Here is a 16,366-nt window from a genome sequence, read left to right as displayed (position 1 = left end):
ACCCTCAGTGTTTTTTGGTGATGCCCAGGCGCGAAATGTCCTGTTTCGGGCAGCGGTCCATCACTACCGTAAGTCCGGCATCCTCGGCCCGGGCTGCGCCCGGCTGGTTGATGACGCCGATCTGCATCCACACCACCGGGATCTTCAGCTCGATGGCCTGGTCGATGACCGCATCGGTGCGTTCTGGGGCCAGGAACAGGTCGGCCATATCCACTGTCTGCGGCACGGATTTCAGATCCGGGAATACGGTCTCGCCCAGCAGGGTCTGCCCGACCAGGCGAGGGTTGACCGGGATTACCCGGTAGCCCTGCCCCTGGAGAAATTCCATGACTTCATGGGAAGGCCGGTTGGTTTTTTCGCTGGCGCCCACCAGAGCAATGGTGTGCACGTTTTCCAGGATGGAACGGATCTCTTCCGGGGAGTTGCTGGGCATGAATGCCTCTCTGCTACGGATTAACGGTGCGCCTCAAGGCACACGGACACGGATTCGGCATAGCGTAACGCGTGGGGCTTGTCGATTTCCACCTGCGCCCACTGTACCGCACCATGCTCCATGACAATGCTCAGTACTTCGTGAGTCAGACGCTCGAGCAGTGCGAACCGGTTGCCATCCACATGAGCGATGATCTGCTTGGTAATGGTGCGATAGTTCAGGGCCGCATCGATCTCGTTCTGGTGGATGGCATCACTGGCGTCGTAGGTCAGTTCAACGTTGATCACCACATCCTGCTGGTTGTTGATCTCTTCTTCCTTGATGCCGATGTAGGCGCGCAGCAACAGGTTCTTGATGCGCACCCGGGCCTGCTTTTTCCCGATAACGTCTGTCATACCATCTCCGTTGCCCGCTTGGGCCTCAGCGGTTGTTGCCGATCAGGTTGAGGAATTCTGTACGGGTTGCCTGGGATTTACGGAACTGGCCCAGCATCATCGAGGTTTTCATGCGGGAGTTCTGTTTTTCCACACCGCGCATCATCATGCACATGTGCTGGGCCTCGATTACCACGGCAACGCCCTTGGCGTTGGTGACACTTTCGATGGCCTCGGCAATCTGCCGGGTCAGGTTTTCCTGGATCTGCAGGCGACGGGCGTACATGTCCACGATGCGGGCGAACTTCGAAAGGCCCAGCACCTTGCCCTGGGGCAGGTAGGCGATGTGGCACTTGCCGATGAATGGCAGGATGTGGTGTTCGCACATGCTATACAGCTCGATGTCCTGGACCACTACCATTTCGTCCATGGCGGACTCGAACACGGCATTGTTGACCAGGTCGCCGAGATCCTGCTGGTAGCCTCGGGTCAGGAACTGCATGGCCTTGGCCGCGCGCATGGGGGTGTCCTGCAGACCTTCGCGGTTGGAGTCTTCGCCGAGTCCGTCAATAATGGCACGGTAGTGGCCCGCGAGGTCATCAAGGAGTTTGGTCATAATCGTTTCCGGTTGGCTGTCACTTTCAAGGGCCAAAGCTTAAGGCAATTTGCCCCTCATCTCTACGCTTTACGCAGCCGGCGTGGGAAAAGACCACATTCCCGGAAAGTCATGTCGGCAGCCGCGCCCGGGCTATGGCGGGTTCCCGTTCTTTGCTTTAAAGTTTCAGGCATTCAGTCACATGTCGGGGATGACCCATGGATCACGTGATAGCCGGAGCCTGGGCGGGTGCCCAGGCGCGGGAGGCGGGAAGCCTCGAGGGCTGGCAGCAGGGAGGCAAGTGGTTCAGCTACGGCGGCCACGCCATTTTCAGCCGGATGGCCGGTCAGGGCGAACCACTGGTGCTCCTGCACGGGTTTCCCACCGCCAGCTGGGACTGGAGCCGGATCTGGCCAATGCTGGTTCAGCAACATTCAGTACTGGCTCTGGACATGCTGGGTTTCGGCTTTTCCGACAAACCGACCGGCTACCACTACAGCATTGAGGATCAGGCGGATCTGGTGCAGGGCTGGCTTGAGGGGCTGGGACTGGGGACAGTGCATCTGTTTGCCCACGATTACGGTTGTAGCGTGGTTCAGGAGTTGCTGGCCCGGGACCAGGAGGACCGACTGCATTTCCGGATCGGTTCGGTCTGCTTCCTCAACGGCGCACTTTTCCCCGAAGTTCATAACCCCCTGTTCATACAACGGGTATTGCGCAGCCCGTTAGGCGGCCTGATCAGCCGCGGCCTGACCCGGCGCACCTTCGAATACAACTTCCGGCGCCTGTTTGGCACCCAGAATCCGCCGGACCGCCAGGACCTCGAGGATTTCTGGCACCTGCTGACCTACAACAACGGCCGGGGCATCCTGCACCATCTGATCCAGTTCATGGAGGAGCGACGCTGTCACCGGAACCGATGGGTGGGTGCACTGCAGTTGGCGCGCCTGCCCATGCGCCTGATCTCCGGTACCGCCGATCCGGTGTCCGGCGTCGCCATGGCCCGGCGCTACCGGGAGCTGATCCGGGACGCGGATATGGTCAGCCTGCGTAACGTTGGTCACTATCCCCACTTCGAAAGCCCCTGGGACGTGTTCACCGGGTACCGGGATTTTCGCAAACAGCTGGCCGGTGGCTAGCTGATCATGGGATCCGGGATTCCGCCGTCAGGTTCGGGGGTCCTGGTGGTTTCAGGGCGACCGGCATTGATCACCTGGTTGCGGCCGCGGGATTTGGCGTCATAAAGCGCCTGATCGGCCCGATTCAGCCACACCGACCAGGTTTCGCCCCGGGACACCTCTGCCACACTGGCACTGGCGCTCAGTTTGATATTGTCGAGAAAGGGCTTGCCGCTGATGCCGGCCAACAGATGGTGGGCCAGGGTGTTGGCATCCCGCTCGCCGGTTTCCGGCAGCACGATCATGAATTCCTCACCGCCGATCCGGAACAGTTTGTCGTTTTCCCGTAACCGTTTGCGCAATCGCAACGCCATCTCCTTGAGGACCTTGTCGCCGGCCAGGTGACCCCATTGGTCGTTGATGGTCTTGAAATAGTCCAGGTCCAGCAGGATCAGGCTGGAAATCCGGTCATACCGCTCCCGCATCTGGATCTGGCTGTTCAGGACATCGGAGAGCTGCGAACGGTTCAGGCAACCGGTCAAGGGGTCGGTGGTGGCCAGGCGGGTGAGTTCCTGCTGGAGCTTGCCCACCAGCCACGCGAAGATCATGGCAAACAGGCAGGTCAGCCCCAGGGAGAAGGTGATCCGCCAGAAATCCGCCTCCGGAAACTTCACGAACGACACCACCGCCATGATGGCGACAAAGATGGCATTGCTGACGATTGCTTCCCGCAGCGGCAGCAGGAAAAACAGGGCAGTGGCGGCCGGGTAGGCCCAGTACAGGCCGGAGTGACCATTAATGCTGGTGGAGTAGGCGGCACAGACCACGGCCAGCAGGGGAAACAGCCGACCTTTGAGGAAATAGGTACCCTTCAGGCGCAGGAAGGCGATAACGAGCAGGGCATTGAGGCAGAACAGGAGCAACAGCCCGGATAACAGAAAATGGTCCTGCTTCCACTGCACCAGTACCAGCGGCGCCACGGCGACGAATGCCCAGAAATGAAGATGGTACACCAGCTGGCGTTTGAACCCGAGAACCGCAAGGGTCGGTGTCGTTGCCAGCGAACTGTCGGACGCCGTGATATTCAAATCCTTCTCCTGGTGGTGATTCTGGCTTACGTTCCATGAAAGCATTCAGGCCCTCTCGTGACCTTTGCCTATTAATGAAGCAGAAAGCGCGGTTTATGGCCACCATTAGTTTTGTTCAGTTGGCTGGCAATTGATGCTTTCGATACACTCCCCGCCACTGAAACAGGGAGCCTGCCATGACCGCCATCCATACCCGAGCTCCGGCCCTGACTGTCCGGGCCGGTCGCCGAGCCTTGCAACGGCTCAGAGACAAACCGCTGACGCCGGACGACGTTCATGTCATACCCGGTGCCGCTGGCGGTCCGAAAGCGCTCGGCATCAGCGGGCTGGACAAGGCAATTTTCGGGGACTGGCTGCCCGGAGCACCGCAGGAGCGCGCCCTGATTGGCTCTTCCATCGGCAGCTGGCGCTTTGCCGCGGTGGCGTCCTCGGACGACCCCAAGGCACAGCTGGCACGCCTGGCTGACCTGTATACCTCCCAGCGCTTTGCCAAGGGCGTGAGTGCCGCCGAGGTGACCCGCAAGAGTATCCAGTTCCTGGAGGAACTGCTCGGCGGCCGGGAGGAGTACATCCTGAACCACCCCTGGTATCGGCTGAACATTGTCGTGGTGCGCAGTCTCGGCCTGCTGGAGCACGACACCCGGGGCCGGCTGGGACTGGGCCTGATGAATGCCATCAGCGCCAACATGGTCAGTCGCCGGCATCTGGGGCGCTTCATGGAGCGGGGTATCATTCACGATGCCCGCCTGAAAACGCCGGTGTCCAAACTGGTGGACTTCCCCAGCCACGAGGTGGCCCTGACCAGTGATAATCTGCTGCCGGCGTTGCTGGCATCGGCCTCCATCCCGCTGGTGATGTCCGGAGTGCGCAACATTCCCGGCGCACCGGACGGTGTCTACCGCGATGGTGGCTTGCTGGATTATCACCTGGATCTGCCTTACCAGCAGCCGGGTGTGATCCTGTACCCGCACTTTACCGACAAGGTGGTGCCCGGCTGGTTCGACAAGTCGCTGCCCTGGCGCCGGGGCGATGCCAACCGCTTGCAGGATGTGCTGCTGGTGGCACCCTCCGCCGAGTACCTGCAGACCCTCCCGGATCGCAAACTCCCGGACCGCAAGGATTTCGAGAAATACGTGGGGGACGATACCGGCCGGGAGCGTTCCTGGCGCCAGGCGATTGCCGAGAGCGACCGGCTGGGGGATGAATTCCTGGAATTGCTGGAAACTGGCCGCCTGGCGGAGGTGATCAAGCCGCTGCAATAGTCTTGGCTATACTGAACCGACAGAATCAGCGAATGGAGATAAGCCATGCCGGAAGAACAGCCGAAGATTGCAAAGAAAAGCCCCTACGCCGTGCAGGTCGAGGGTGGCAAGAACTATGTGTGGTGTGCTTGCGGACACAGTGACAACCAGCCCTTTTGCGACGGCTCCCACAAGGGCACCGGTTTCAGCCCGGTGAAGTACACCGCCGAGAAAACCGAGTGGGTCTGGTTCTGTGGCTGCAAACGCACGGGCTCACCACCCATGTGTGATGGCACCCACAAGACGCTGGACTAGAAACCGGCCAATCAGGCGGCGGTTCTGGCCGTTGTGCTGTAGGTTACCAGGAAGGCCAGAAACGCCGTCACCACCACCGAGGGCCCGGCCGGTGTGTCCAGATGCCAGGATAGCGCCAGGCCGCCACTGACCGAGACAAAGCCGAATACGACAGCCAACCCCACCATGTGTTCCGGTGTGCGGGCCAGTCGCCGAGCGGAGGCGGCCGGGATGATCAGCAGCGCGGTAATCAGCAGCACGCCGACGATTTTCATGGCCACGGCGATGACCAGGGAAAACATCAGCATCAACACCAGCCGCAGCCGCTCCACCGGGAACCCCTCCACCCGGGCCAGCTCCTCGTGAATGGTGCTCATCAGCAGGCCCTGCCACAGGGTCACCAGCAGCACGAGAATCACCGCCGCTCCGCCGTAGATCCACAACAGGTCATCCCGGCTCATGGCCAACAGATCGCCGAATAGCAGCCCGGTCAGATCCACCCGCACATCCGGCATGAAACTCAGCGTGACCAGGCCGATGGCCAGGGCACTGTGGGCGAGGATCCCGAGCAGGGTATCCGTGGCCAGGGTCCGGGTTTTCGAGAATGCCACCAGCACCAGGGCAATGACCACGCAGGTGATGATGACGCCAACATTCAGCGGCACGCTGATCAGGAAACTCAGGGCAATGCCTAGCAGCGCGGAGTGGGCCAGGGTATCGCCGAAATAGGCCAGACGGCGCCACACCACGAAGCACCCGAGGGGGCCGGCGATCAGGGCAACCCCCAGGCCACCGATCAGGGCGCGCCAGAAGAAGTCGTTCAGGAGACTGTCAATGATGGACATGGTTGCAGCTGTCTCCGTGGCTATCGGCTGGGGAGGACTGGCCGAGGACGACGTCTCCGTGCAGGTTGTGGCGGTGGTTGTGGTGGTGATGGTAAACCGCCACGGATTCGGCCACCGACTGGCCGAAGGTCTCGATGAAGGCCGGGTCGTGGGAAATGTCGGCGGGAAAGCCGCTGCAGCAGACGTGCTGGTTCAGGCAGATAACCTTGTCGGTGGCGGCCATCACCAGGTGCAGATCGTGGGAGATCATGATGACGCCGCACCTGAGTTCGTCCCGCAGTTCCCGGATCAGCTCGTACAGCGCCGCCTGGCCGTTGATGTCGACCCCCTGGGCGGGTTCGTCCAGAACCAGCAGGTCCGGTTTCCGGGCCAGCGCCCGGGCCAGCAGCAGTCGTTGTTTTTCACCGCCGGACAGATGATGGACCGAGGCGTTGACCAGATGCTCGATGCCGGTCCGGGCCAGGGCTTTCAGGCATTCGCCGCGACTGCGGCCGCTCAGAGCCATAAAGCGTTTGACGCTCAACGGCAGGGTAGCTTCCATTTGCAGGTTCTGGGGCACATAGCCGATCACCAGACCGGACGCCCGTTGCACCTTGCCCCCGGTGATCGGCTGCAGGCCCAGCAGGGCCTTGATCAGGGTAGTCTTGCCGGCGCCGTTGGGGCCGATGATGGTGATGATGTCACCGCGATGGACGTTCAGGTTGACCCGATCCACCGCGGGACGGTCATCGAACCGGACCGTGACGTTGTCCAGGGTCACCAGGGGATCAGTCATGGCGGCTCTCCGACTGGCATCTCGGGCACAGGCCGGCGATCTCCAGGGTCACGTTCTCGGCCTTGAAATGCTCGGCCTTAGCGGCGCCCTCGATCGCGCCGGAGACGCCGGGTGCTGTGAGCTCCAGAACATTGCCGCAGCTGCGGCAGATCAGGAACATGCCGGTATGGTTCTCCCCGGCATGGGCACAGCCGATGAAGGCATTGAGAGAGGCAATCCGGTGCACCAGTCCATGTTGCTGGAGGAAATCCAGGGCCCGGTACACCGTCGGTGGTGCCGCATTCTGGCCTTCGGCGGTCAGCTCAGCCAGGACGTCGTAAGCTCCCAGGGGCTTGTGGGATTGCCAGATCAGTTCCAGGACCCGCTCCCGGGTGGGCGTCAGGCGCGCGTTCTGGGCCCGGCAAATCGCACGGGCATCAGCCAGGGCCTGGGTGACACAGGCCTGATGGTTGTGTGGGCGATAGGGAAGTGCTTGGCTTGCCATGACGGGAATCCTGGGAAATTTGGTACATTATAACATTTCCAGGATTCCCTGCCATGACCGGGTAGGAGCAGGTACTAGCGGCGTGCTGAGCGTGCCAGGGATTCCAGGTATTCCAAATTGGGAATCCAGGCTTCCTCGCTCTCGACTTCGACCTTCATCAGATCTGCCGGGCCGGTGTCACCCTCGAGCCGGTGCACTTCCGCTTCGGTCAGTCGTGCCTGGCTGGGAATCCCCTGGGTGACCAGCGCCATGAACGGCACCTCACTGTGATGCTCGCCAATGGTGTTCAACACCACGATCCGGCCCCGGTTGTCACCGGGCACCATCAGGCTGCCGCCATTGGCGGCATCGTAGGAAATCACCGGCAAATCCAGGCCTCGCCAGTCCAGGTAGCCCACCAGCCAGTCCGGGGTATTGGAGCCGGGTTCTTCGCTGGCGTAGTCCACAACCTCGGCGATGGAAACGTTGGGCAGTAACAATTGCCGACCGGTCATCGGGATCATGACACAGGGGAGGGCTTGACGGTTTTCGGGCATCGCTTCTGTCCTCAGGCGGAATCGCGTTTCTGCCGGCCTCTGAGCAGGCAGGATTTTTCAATGGTTTTGATCAGTTCCCGTGCCAGTTGCTCGGGAGTGCCGGTGAAACTGGCGCAGCCGGTGGCCGCCACGGAATCCGGCATGGAACTGTTGCCGCAACTGCTGCTTTCCTGGACCCAGATCCGGCTACCAAAGGCTTTGAGAATGGGCGCTGCCAGAGCGCCATCGTTGCCCATGCCGGAAAAGAGGATAGCATGGCAGCGGGCCCGGTAGTGGTCGGCCACATTGAGTAGCACCTGGTCGATGGAGGGGCCGTACGGTCCGGGCCAGGGCTTGTTCACTTCGGTCAGGGCGCCGGTACTGTCCAGCCGCCACTCGTGTTCCACCGGCATCAGCACCACATCTCCGTTGCGGACCCGGTAGCCTTCCTGTGCCGCCTTGAGCCGGTAATGGGCATCGCGGCCCAGGACCCGGGTCAGCACCCCGGTGAAATTGTCGTCGATGTGCTGGGCGTAGATAAACCCCACGGGTAGTCCCTGGGGCAGGTGATCGAGAAAGGTTTTGACCGCCGCCGGTCCGCCCAGGGAGGCACCCAGAATCCAGACCTCCTCGGCAATGGAGTCCGGTACCGCAGGTTTGATCCAGTGGGGCAGTTCGGGTTTGCTCTGTGGTGCCGCCGGCTCGTCTTCGAGTTTTTCGAGCGTCGTTTCCGAGTCCAGCTCCTCGAGATGCCCCAGTTGCTTTTCCAGTTTGCCCAGCAGCCGTCGTTCCCAGCGGAAATAGTCGGTGCTGCCAGGCTTGGGGGCCTGGTCAAGACCGAACAGGACCGGTGCCTCGGTATTGTCCAGCAGCAGATCGAACAGCGCGGGGTGGTCGGCCTCGTCTTCCAGGGTGATCAGCCACAGATCCGCCTCGGGAAACTGTGGCTGGTATTCCAGCCGCTGGGGATCGCCACAGAAGGAGACCTCGAGTCCGAACTTGGCCGTTGCGGCCTGCAGCCGGTGTCGCTGCAGCACCACATCGGACACGATTCCGACCCGGGGCCGGCCTCCCTGGCCGGCCATTACTCGGTTCCGGTCAGCCGCTTGATGGTCTCAAGCAGCTCGGTTTCCTGGAACGGTTTGCCGAGGTACTCGTTGACGCCGATGGCCAGGGCCCGCTCGCGGTGCTTCTCGCCGGTCCTGGAGGTAATCATGCAGATCGGCGTCTCCCGCAGGTTGTCGTCGTGGCGAATGAAGCTGGCCACTTCGAAGCCGTCCATCCTCGGCATCTCGATATCGAGCAGGATGATGTCGGGCTTGTGATCCTGCAGCTGGGCAACTGCATCCAGGCCGTCTTTGGCGGTGAGTACTTCCATGCCATTGCGCTCCAGCAGGCGGGAAGTAACTTTCCGTACGGTAACCGAGTCGTCCACCACCATGACGGTGGTGATCTGCTCTTCGTACCGGGCAGCTTCCCGCGCCTTCTCCAGGTTCGCCAGACGCTGGCGGTCGGAGAGGATGTCCGAACGCAGCATGGCCGGAAGGTCGAGGATCACCACCACGTTACCATCACCGAGGATGGTGGCACCGGAGACCCCGCGAACGGTACTGAACTGGGGCCCGAGGGATTTAACCACGATTTCCCGGCTGCCCATCAGGCTGTCCACCTGCAGGGCCATGGGTTGCTCGGCACCCCGTACCAGGATTACCGGCAGCGGCAGTGCCTGGCCCTGGAGCTTGGGTTGGTGATCGCTGTTGAGCAGGCTACCCAGATACTGCAGGCGGTACTGCTGGCCGGCATACTCATACATCGGGGCATCCGGCTTGTAGTATTCCTCGAGTTCGTAGGTGCTGACCCGCACGATACCTTCGATGGTATTCAGCGGAATGGCGTAGAAGTCCTCGCCGGTGGTAACCATCAGCGCGCGGTTTACCGATACCGTGAACGGCAGTCGCACGGTGAAGGTGGTGCCACGACCTACCGCGGAGTCGATATCGAGGCTGCCACCGAGTTGCTTGATCTCGCTGGCCACCACGTCCATTCCGACACCCCGGCCGGAGATCTGGGTGACCTGCTCGGCAGTGGAAAAGCCCGGCTGCAGGATGAACTGCAGGACTTCCCGTTCTGACAGGTCTTCATCGGCCCGCAGCAACCCCTGGCGGATGGCCTTGTCGCGGATGACGCTGGAGGGAATGCCCTTGCCGTCGTCCATCATCCGCAGCACCACGTCACCCCCTTCCCGGGTCAGGGACAGGGTCACTTCCCCGGTTTCGGGCTTGCCGGCGTTCTTGCGGTCTTCCGGCGCTTCGATGCCGTGGTCGAGGGCGTTCCGCAGCATGTGCTCCAGGGGCGCAACCATGCGCTCCAGGATGTTGCGGTCCATCTCCCCTTCCGCGTTGCGGACATCGAAGTCCACTTTCTTGCCCAGTTCGCCGCTGATCTGGCGGACGATCCGGCGCAGGCGGGGCACCATGGAGGCAAACGGAATCATTCGGGTCTTCATCAGACCTTCCTGCAGTTCCGTGTTGATCCGGGACTGCTGGACCAGCAGGGTCTCGGTATCCCGGACCCGGTCGGCCATGGTTTCCCGGAGGTCTGCCAGGTCCGAGGAGGATTCGGTCAGGGCCCGTGACAACTGCTGGATGGCGGAGTAGCGGTCCATCTCCAGCGGGTCGAAGTCGTCGCCATAGTCCGGGCCGTGCTCCTGTTCGGCACGGAACAGGATCTGGGCTTCGGTCTCGATCTCCATCCGGCGCAGCTGCTCCCGCAGACGCTCGATGGTTGCCGCCATTTCATCCAGGGTGTGGCCGAAGTCGCTGGTCTGCTGTTCCAGTCGGCCACGGGTGATACTGGTTTCACCGGCCAGGTTGACCAGCTCGTCCAGCAGCGGTGCCGAAACCCGGATGGTTTCCTGGACCCGCTGCACTTCCGGAGCTTTTTTCCGGGGCTGGGCCGGCGTTTTCGCCGGTGCCTTCTCCGGTTTTGGTGCCGGTGCAGTCTCGGCCCTGGGCTCGGCTGTGGTGGCCGGGGTTGCCTCCGTCTTCGGCTCCGCCGGGGCAGGGCTGGTTTCAGCAGTGGTCTCCGGCTCGGCTGGACCACCCTCGAAGCGGCGGCGGACCTCGGTCACCAGGGCGATGATGGCGTCGTGATCGTCGGTGATGGCCTGCCACTGGGTTTCGTCCGGCGCGTTGCCGCCCAGATCGATCAACCGGGTCTCTAAGGCATGGGCCTTGTCACCCAGTTCGGTCAGTTGCGCCAGGCGCGCGCCACCCTTGAGGGTATGCAGGGCCCGCTGGGCTTCCTGGTTGAAATCGTGATTGCCGGGATCTTTACGCCAGTTCTCGAGTACTTGCTCGAGCTGGTCCATGATCTCGCCGGCCTCTTCCAGGAAGATCTCCAGGACTTCCGGATCGACCGTGTCGGCGCTGGCGGTTGTGGGCGCCTCGGGGCCTGACTCGGCCGCTGATGCCTCCTGTCCTACCGCCCGGAACGCCTCCACCAGACCGTGACCGGTTTCCGGCTTATCGCCTTCTTCCAGGGCGGTCAGCATGGCTTTCAGGGTGGCATTGGCGCGCTCACTCAATTCCAGCAGGGCGTGCTGGTTGTTGGCGCCGCCAATCAGGGGGTCCAGGGCCTCGGCCCAGGCTTCGGCCAGCTCGGCAATGGGATCGACATCCGAGAGCCGGGCACCGCCCTTGAGGGTATGAAGCTCCTGCTGGAGCTGGGTCACCCCGGACAGTTCCTCGGGTTCGTCTTTCCACTGGGCCAGGCATTCATCGATGGCCTCGTGAATTTCCAGACCCTCGTCCAGGAAGATGCCGATCAGGTCGTTATCGGAAGCCGGCTCCAGGTGCTCTTCGAAACCGGACTCGGTGCGAGCTTCCGGTTGCTCCCCGGCCACTTCCGGCGCCGGGGCAGTGGGGGTTTCGCCCCGGATGACGGATTCCACCTGGGCCACCAGGTCGGTAGCAGGCGGGCAGGGCTTCTGGGTCGCGACCTGCTCAACCATCTGGGCCAGACGGTCGTGACAGGCAAACAGCAGGTCCGTCATGTCCTCGGACGCGGCCAGATGGCCTTCGGCCACTTTCTCGAACAGGTCCTCGAGGACGTGGGTGAGATCGCCGATGGCATTGACGCCGGCCATGCGCGCGCCCCCTTTCAGGGTATGCACGTCACGCTGCAGTTCGGCTGCTACCGAAGTGTCTGACGGGTTCTCGCTCCAGGTGTGCAGGGCACTGCCGGTGGAGTTGATCAGGTCATAGGCTTCTTCGAGGAAGATGCCCACCAGCTCCGGATCCAGATGGGAAAGGTCAGTCGGACCTTCTTCCTGCGTCTCGCTGGCCGGTTCGCCGGCGGTTTCATCTACCGGTGCGGTCGATTCCCCGGGCTGTTGCTCCGGTGCGGGCTCGGCAACATCCGTGACCGGTCGTGAACCGGCCGCGCTGCCCATGTAAGCCTGGATCTCGGCAACCAGATCCGGTGCCGGCCGCGGAGTTTCACCGTTTTCAAGGGCCTCCACCATGCCGGCAAGGCGGTCATGGCTGCGGAACAAGAGGTCGGACAGCTGGTCGTTGACCGACAGCCGTTGCTCGGTCAGGCCCTCGAACAGGGTTTCCAGTTCGTGGGACAGGTCGCCTACGGCGGGAATGTCGGCCAGACGGGCGCCGCCCTTGAGGGTGTGCAGGTCGCGCTGCAGCAACCGGAGGATATCGAGATTACCGGTATTTTCGCTCCAGCTCTGCAGGGCCTCGGCGGTGCTGTCGATCAGGTCCCGGGCTTCTTCCAGGAAGATCTCGGCCAGTTCCTGATCGAGGCCGTCATCGGATTCATCGGTTTCGGGAAGCGGCGGCTGCTCGGCTTCAGCCTGCGGCTCCGTTTCTGCTTCGGGCTCGTCGAGACCGTCGGAGTCGAAACTCAGATCAATTTCTTCTAGTTCGTCGTCGAACTGCTGCTCGAAGGCGTCCGGTGTCACGGATGCTTCCGTGCCGGTTGTATCGGCCGGCTCACTCCGGCCTTCGGCCAGCGTCTCGATACGGGCCAGCAGCTCGGGATCGGAACTGGTGGCAAGGCCGGCAGCGACCTGATCCATCATGTTGATCAGTTGCTCATGACCGGCACGGACGGTGGTGAAGAAGTGCTCATCCGGCGCCTGATGGTCGTCGGCGACCGCCTCGTAGGCGTTGTTCAGGGCACCGGCAAGGGCGGAGACATCGGTGAGACCGGCTTCAGCCGCGCCCTCGGTCAGCTGGTCCAGCTCGTTCCGGAGCTGCGCCAGCGGGCCGGTTTCCGTCGGATCGGCCGCCCACCGGTCAAGGATCTGCTCGGCGTCGAGGACAATGTCCAGGCCTTCGTTCAGGAATAGGCGAACCAGCTGGGATTCGGCCTGTCGGGTCGGCGCTCTGGTGTCGTCATCGGCAGCAGCCCGCAGGGTGGAGCGGCTGAGGTTCTCGAGCCTTTCGAGGAATTCCTCGGTGCCCGTCAGCGGTGCTTGCGGGTTCTGTCGAATCTGGGCCAGGCCACGGGTCAGGAAGTCGCAGGCCTGCTCGATCAGGGCGACGACTTCCCGGTCAGCCCGCTTGTTCTGGGCGCGGGCTTCTTTCACAAACCGCTCGAGGGGAGTGATGACCTCGGCGATGGGTGTGATTCCGGCGGTATGGGCACTGCCCTTGAGGGTATGCAGGGCCCGGGACAGGTCGTCGGTGTAGGGGACGGTGGTCTTGTCTCCGGCGGCGGCCAGGTACTCCTTCAGGGTCTGCAGATGGGTCTCGGTTTCGCTCTCGAAAATGTCGAGCAGCACCGGATCCACGCCGTTGTCATCGGCCTCGTGGGTTTCCGCCGTAGTCTCCGGAGCTGCCTCGGATTCCTCTGCGCCGGTTGGCATGGCGCCGGTGTCGGGGATCTCGCCATTGGCCAGGGTGTTGGCCCGGGCTTCGAGGGCCAATGTGTCCATGGAAGGCGCACGACGTTTCTCGAAGTCTTCCACCAGTGGCGGCAGCGCCTCGGTGACATCCTGCAACAGCGCCGCAATTTCATCGTTCATGAGGATCGAGCCGTCGATGGCTCGATTGAGCATGTTCTCGACCGACCAGGCCAGTTCACCCACTACATTGGCACCAACCATACGGCCGCTGCCCTTGAGGGTGTGGAAGGCCCGGCGGACTTCGGTGAGCGCACTGCGGTCATCGTGCTGACGCAGCAGCATCGGCAGGTACTCACGGATGGTATCCAGGACTTCACCGGCCTCTTCGACGAAGATCTCGAGGATTTCGTCATCGATCAGATCGTCCTCGTCGCTTCCGGCCGGCGCTTCCGTTGCAAGAGCAGGCTCGGGTTGTGCCGGCGTCTCGTCAGCGGCCGGGGCCTCGGCAACCGGAGCGGATTCCGGCGCCTGTTCGTCGTCGGTGCGCCGGGTGTCGGCCATGGCTTCGGCGCGTCCGATCAGGCCGTCAACGTCTCCGTCCGCCTGGCCATCCCGGAATTCCTGGATCAGGGTCGGAATCCGTGCGTTGACCTCGTCCACCAGGGTGAACAGATCGTCGGTCGGTTTGATGGTCTGGTCGATGACCCGGTTCAGCAGGTTTTCCACCGACCAGGCCAGCTCGCCGATGCTGGTGGCACCGACCATACGACCACTGCCCTTGAGGGTGTGGAATGCCCGACGGACTTCGGTCAGGGCTTCACGGTCGTCGTGGTTCTGGCGCAGACGCGGATAGAAGTCGTGGATGGTCTCCAGGACCTCCTGGGCTTCCTCGACGAAGATCTCCAGGATCTCGTCGTCCAGCAGGTCCTCGTCGGATTCCTTGGCGTCCTCGGGTGCGGCTGCGGATTCTTCGGCAGGGCTCTCAGCCTCCGCCGGCACTTCAGGCTCGGCTGCTGGGGCGTTCCAGGTGGGCTCGGCACCCACCGGAAAACCGAGGGAGGCCAGGCTGTCTTCGGCGACCTGCAGCACGGCGTCGTTTTCGCTGATACCCTCGGCCAGCCGCTCCAGGTAGTACTCGATACTGGTGACCGCATCGGCCAGGGTGTCCAGTTGTTTCCAGTCCGGCACCTGTTTGCCACCGAGCAGGACATCTGTGATGTAACGCTCGGCGGATTCGAGCATGTCCACCACACGATCGAGGGGAATCAGGGCAAGACCGCCACGGATGCTGTGCAGCAATTCCGGAACGTGTTCGATCTCGCGGGTATCCCACTGGGATGCGATGAAGTTGACGATGGCGGATTTGACCTGCTCGAGGGTGTTGCGGGATTCCCGCAGCAGGGCAGAGCTGGCTTCGCCCAGTTCCCGTGAGCCCAGGTTGATCGCGTCGCCGGGGCGTGCGTCGTCCTGTGTCTCGACCTGGCGGTCGGTGTCGAGGCCGGCCAGGCTGGCTTCGACATACAGCAGGGCGCCGGCAATGTCCATCAGGGTGCCGTCGTCCACCAGTTCGGTCTGGTCGCTGAGTTTTTCCACCAGCTCAATCTGTTCGGTCACCACTTTGCGGGGGATACCCAGGCCGAGCACGGCGAGGGTGTTGGCCACCTGGCGCAGGCCGGGCAACAGATCGTCCAGCTCGCTGTTCTGGCGCAACTCGGAGCGCACGAACAGGTCCAGCTGGTCCTTGAGCTTGGCCAACTCTTCGTTCAGGGCGCTGACCACCGAGTGGATCGCCTCACGGCCCGGCCCGGATACCCGGGTACGGGCGGCATCGACGTCATCGTCCGATGGCAGTGCCATGTTGAGCTTGTAGTCGTTACGCAGGGCCTGGACCTGCGGGGTGTCCAGGTCCCGGGCACGGGCCACGTAGTAGAGCAGGTGCTTGAGCAGCGCTTCCGGGGCCTGCTGCTGGAGCACATTCGCTTGGCCGTCGGTAAGCAGCCGAATTTCGGCATCCAGCTCCCGCAGCAGGGATTTGACCGCGGCGTTGACCGGGTTCGCGTGGGCCTGGAGGGTCTCCACGAAGGCACTGGCGGCTTTCCACAGTTCACCGCGCGGTGTGTTCTGGCACAGGCGGGCGAGCCGCTGGATGACCTTCTGGAGGTAGCTGAACTGGGCGTCCAGATCCTCCTCGCGGACCACACCGGCCAGGGCGAACTGGTACATCTGCCGGAGCTTGCGGATATGGCCGAGAACCTTCGGGTCCTGCAGCCGCCGGGAGGCGGCGCCGCTGACACTCATCTGCGCCCGGCTGAGATCCGGCTTGAACAGCGAGGTATCGGAGAGCAGGGCTTCGCCCCGGGCGGCCCGCAGGTCATTGAGCATGGGCAGCAGCACCATCGGGAAATCATCTTCGCTGCTGGTCAGGTGCTCCAGGTACTGGGGCAACTGCAGGATCGCCTGCATCAGAATGTCAACGGCCTCGTCCACATTGCCGACGGACTCGTTGAGAATCGCCTGGGTGAGCTTTTCCATTTCCTCGGTGAGCAATGCCGCACCGTAGAGTTCCACCATCTGCAGGGTGCCATGCACCTGATGGAGATAATTCAGGCAGAAGCGCAGGCGCGCGGTGTCGTCACGGTTCTCGACATACGCTTCCAGTGCATGCTGGCCTTGGGTCAGCGTGTCCTGTATTTCTCCCCGAACCCAGTCGAGGGCGATGCTGTCATGGTGATTGCCCATAA

Annotated in this window: 13 protein-coding genes; 3 read left to right on the top strand and 10 right to left on the bottom strand. The window is 62.6% G+C overall.

The window, feature by feature from the left end; genetic code table 11:
• Positions 1–4 precede the first annotated feature (4 nt).
• The 3 genes from BM254_RS02180 to folE are packed head-to-tail and all read right to left on the bottom strand — an operon-like array spanning position 5 to position 1,423.
• Positions 5–433, bottom strand: coding sequence for a CoA-binding protein (locus BM254_RS02180; RefSeq protein WP_091998107.1), 429 nt, complete (start codon positions 431–433; stop codon positions 5–7).
• 20 nt (positions 434–453) lie between these two features.
• Entirely contained in the window at positions 454–828 is a 375-nt protein-coding gene (folX, locus tag BM254_RS02175) for a dihydroneopterin triphosphate 2'-epimerase (RefSeq protein ID WP_091998105.1), read from the bottom strand.
• Between the two features lie 25 nt (positions 829–853).
• Complete coding sequence (gene folE / locus BM254_RS02170) at positions 854–1,423, bottom strand: GTP cyclohydrolase I FolE (RefSeq protein ID WP_091998104.1); 570 nt, start codon at positions 1,421–1,423, stop codon at positions 854–856.
• A gap of 197 nt (positions 1,424–1,620) precedes the next feature.
• On the opposite strand from folE, the gene BM254_RS02165 reads away from it, so the two are divergent.
• Positions 1,621–2,541: an alpha/beta fold hydrolase gene (locus BM254_RS02165; RefSeq protein ID WP_091998102.1), complete on the top strand. Its 921-nt coding sequence runs from the start codon at positions 1,621–1,623 to the stop codon at positions 2,539–2,541.
• On the opposite strand, the gene BM254_RS02160 is transcribed toward BM254_RS02165, so the two are convergent.
• Positions 2,538–3,608, bottom strand: coding sequence for a GGDEF domain-containing protein (locus BM254_RS02160; protein ID WP_245777335.1), 1,071 nt, complete (start codon positions 3,606–3,608; stop codon positions 2,538–2,540). The genes BM254_RS02165 and BM254_RS02160 overlap by 4 nt on opposite strands.
• Positions 3,609–3,784: 176 nt before the next feature.
• Between BM254_RS02160 and BM254_RS02155 the strand changes: the two genes are divergently transcribed.
• Entirely contained in the window at positions 3,785–4,870 is a 1,086-nt protein-coding gene (locus BM254_RS02155) for a patatin-like phospholipase family protein (protein WP_091998098.1), read from the top strand.
• A 45-nt stretch (positions 4,871–4,915) separates the two neighbouring features.
• Complete coding sequence (locus tag BM254_RS02150; protein WP_091998096.1) at positions 4,916–5,164, top strand: CDGSH iron-sulfur domain-containing protein; 249 nt, start codon at positions 4,916–4,918, stop codon at positions 5,162–5,164.
• An 11-nt stretch (positions 5,165–5,175) separates the two neighbouring features.
• On the opposite strand, the gene BM254_RS02145 is transcribed toward BM254_RS02150, so the two are convergent.
• The 6 genes from BM254_RS02145 to BM254_RS02120 all read right to left on the bottom strand — a co-directional run bounded on the left by BM254_RS02145 (position 5,176) and on the right by BM254_RS02120 (position 16,364).
• Entirely contained in the window at positions 5,176–5,988 is an 813-nt protein-coding gene (locus BM254_RS02145) for a metal ABC transporter permease (RefSeq protein ID WP_091998094.1), read from the bottom strand.
• Positions 5,975–6,763, bottom strand: coding sequence for a zinc ABC transporter ATP-binding protein ZnuC (gene znuC, locus BM254_RS02140; RefSeq protein ID WP_091998092.1), 789 nt, complete (start codon positions 6,761–6,763; stop codon positions 5,975–5,977). Before znuC ends, BM254_RS02145 begins: the two co-directional genes overlap by 14 nt.
• Positions 6,756–7,247, bottom strand: a complete 492-nt coding sequence (locus tag BM254_RS02135) for a Fur family transcriptional regulator (protein ID WP_091998090.1) — start codon at positions 7,245–7,247, stop codon at positions 6,756–6,758. The genes znuC and BM254_RS02135 overlap by 8 nt, the downstream gene beginning before the upstream one ends.
• A gap of 74 nt (positions 7,248–7,321) precedes the next feature.
• Positions 7,322–7,783, bottom strand: coding sequence for a chemotaxis protein CheW (locus BM254_RS02130; RefSeq protein ID WP_091998088.1), 462 nt, complete (start codon positions 7,781–7,783; stop codon positions 7,322–7,324).
• A gap of 11 nt (positions 7,784–7,794) precedes the next feature.
• Positions 7,795–8,847 carry a chemotaxis protein CheB gene (locus BM254_RS02125; RefSeq protein WP_091998086.1) on the bottom strand — a complete coding sequence of 351 codons (1,053 nt, stop codon included), beginning with the start codon at positions 8,845–8,847 and terminating at the stop codon, positions 7,795–7,797.
• Positions 8,847–16,364: a hybrid sensor histidine kinase/response regulator gene (locus BM254_RS02120; RefSeq protein ID WP_091998084.1), complete on the bottom strand. Its 7,518-nt coding sequence runs from the start codon at positions 16,362–16,364 to the stop codon at positions 8,847–8,849. The genes BM254_RS02125 and BM254_RS02120 overlap by 1 nt, the downstream gene beginning before the upstream one ends.
• Between the last annotated feature and the right edge of the window lie 2 nt (positions 16,365–16,366).

The sequence above is a fragment of the Marinobacter pelagius genome, assembly GCF_900114925.1.
GTDB classification, from domain to species: domain Bacteria; phylum Pseudomonadota; class Gammaproteobacteria; order Pseudomonadales; family Oleiphilaceae; genus Marinobacter; species Marinobacter pelagius.
Note: the sequence above shows the minus strand (reverse complement) of the source record. Positions and strands in the feature narration are given on the sequence as shown.